We start from the raw sequence: 796 nt of genomic DNA, 5'->3' as shown, positions 1-796 counted from the left end.
TGTTCATTCCACCTGTGCGGTTATCAGGCTGGACTTTTTTCCGCAATGTCAAAAAAGGCTTGCCGCAAGGAAAGTGTTATTGAGCCGGGGTGCCCGTTAGCGACCGTATCGCCGTCGATGGCCACCACCGGCATGGCAATTGTCGTTGCGGAACTGATGAACGCCTCGCGTGCCGCCTTGGCCTCGGCAACGGAAAAGCCGCGCTCCTCGATCTTCAGGCCTAGCTTGGCCGCCACTTCAAACATGGTCGTGCGGGTGATGCCGCGCAGGATGCCATGCTCGGCCGGCCTGGTGACCAGGACGCCGTCCCTGGTGACGATCCAGGCGTTGGACGAGCCGCCTTCCTTGACGTTACCGTCGGTGTCGACGAACCAGGCTTCCTGGGCGCCGGCCTCCTTGGCCTTCTGCTTGGCCAAGACATTGGGCAGCAACCCGACGCTCTTGATGTCGACGCGGTCCCAGCGGTTTTCCGGCACGGTAATGACCGCGATGCCGGTCTCGGCTCGCTTTGCACCAGCGGCGGGATCGGCCTTCCTGGCAGTCACCACCAGGGATGGCTTGGTGTCGGCGGAAGGGAAGACAAAGTCGCGGCTGGCAACGCCGCGCGTCACCTGGACATAGACCAGGCCGTTGGCGACATGATTGCGGTTGACCACCTCGCGCAGGATCAGCGGCAGCACGTGAGAGGTGACTGGCCAGGCGATTGACAATTCGGTCAGCGAGCGGTTCAGCCGGGCCAGATGGCGCGGCATGTCGACGATGAAGCCACGCGCCACCTCGCAGACCTCATAGACAC

1 protein-coding gene is annotated in these 796 nt (G+C 62.8%); it reads right to left on the bottom strand.

The annotated features are described in order from the left end of the window. Positions 1 to 23 precede the first annotated feature (23 nt). On the bottom strand, positions 24 to 796 hold a 773-nt coding region (locus EN993_RS36380), incomplete at its 5' end, for a D-amino-acid transaminase (RefSeq protein WP_127266284.1).

It is taken from the genome of Mesorhizobium sp. M7D.F.Ca.US.004.01.2.1, assembly GCF_003997785.1.
Lineage (GTDB): Bacteria > Pseudomonadota > Alphaproteobacteria > Rhizobiales > Rhizobiaceae > Mesorhizobium > Mesorhizobium loti.
Note: the sequence above shows the minus strand (reverse complement) of the source record. Positions and strands in the feature narration are given on the sequence as shown.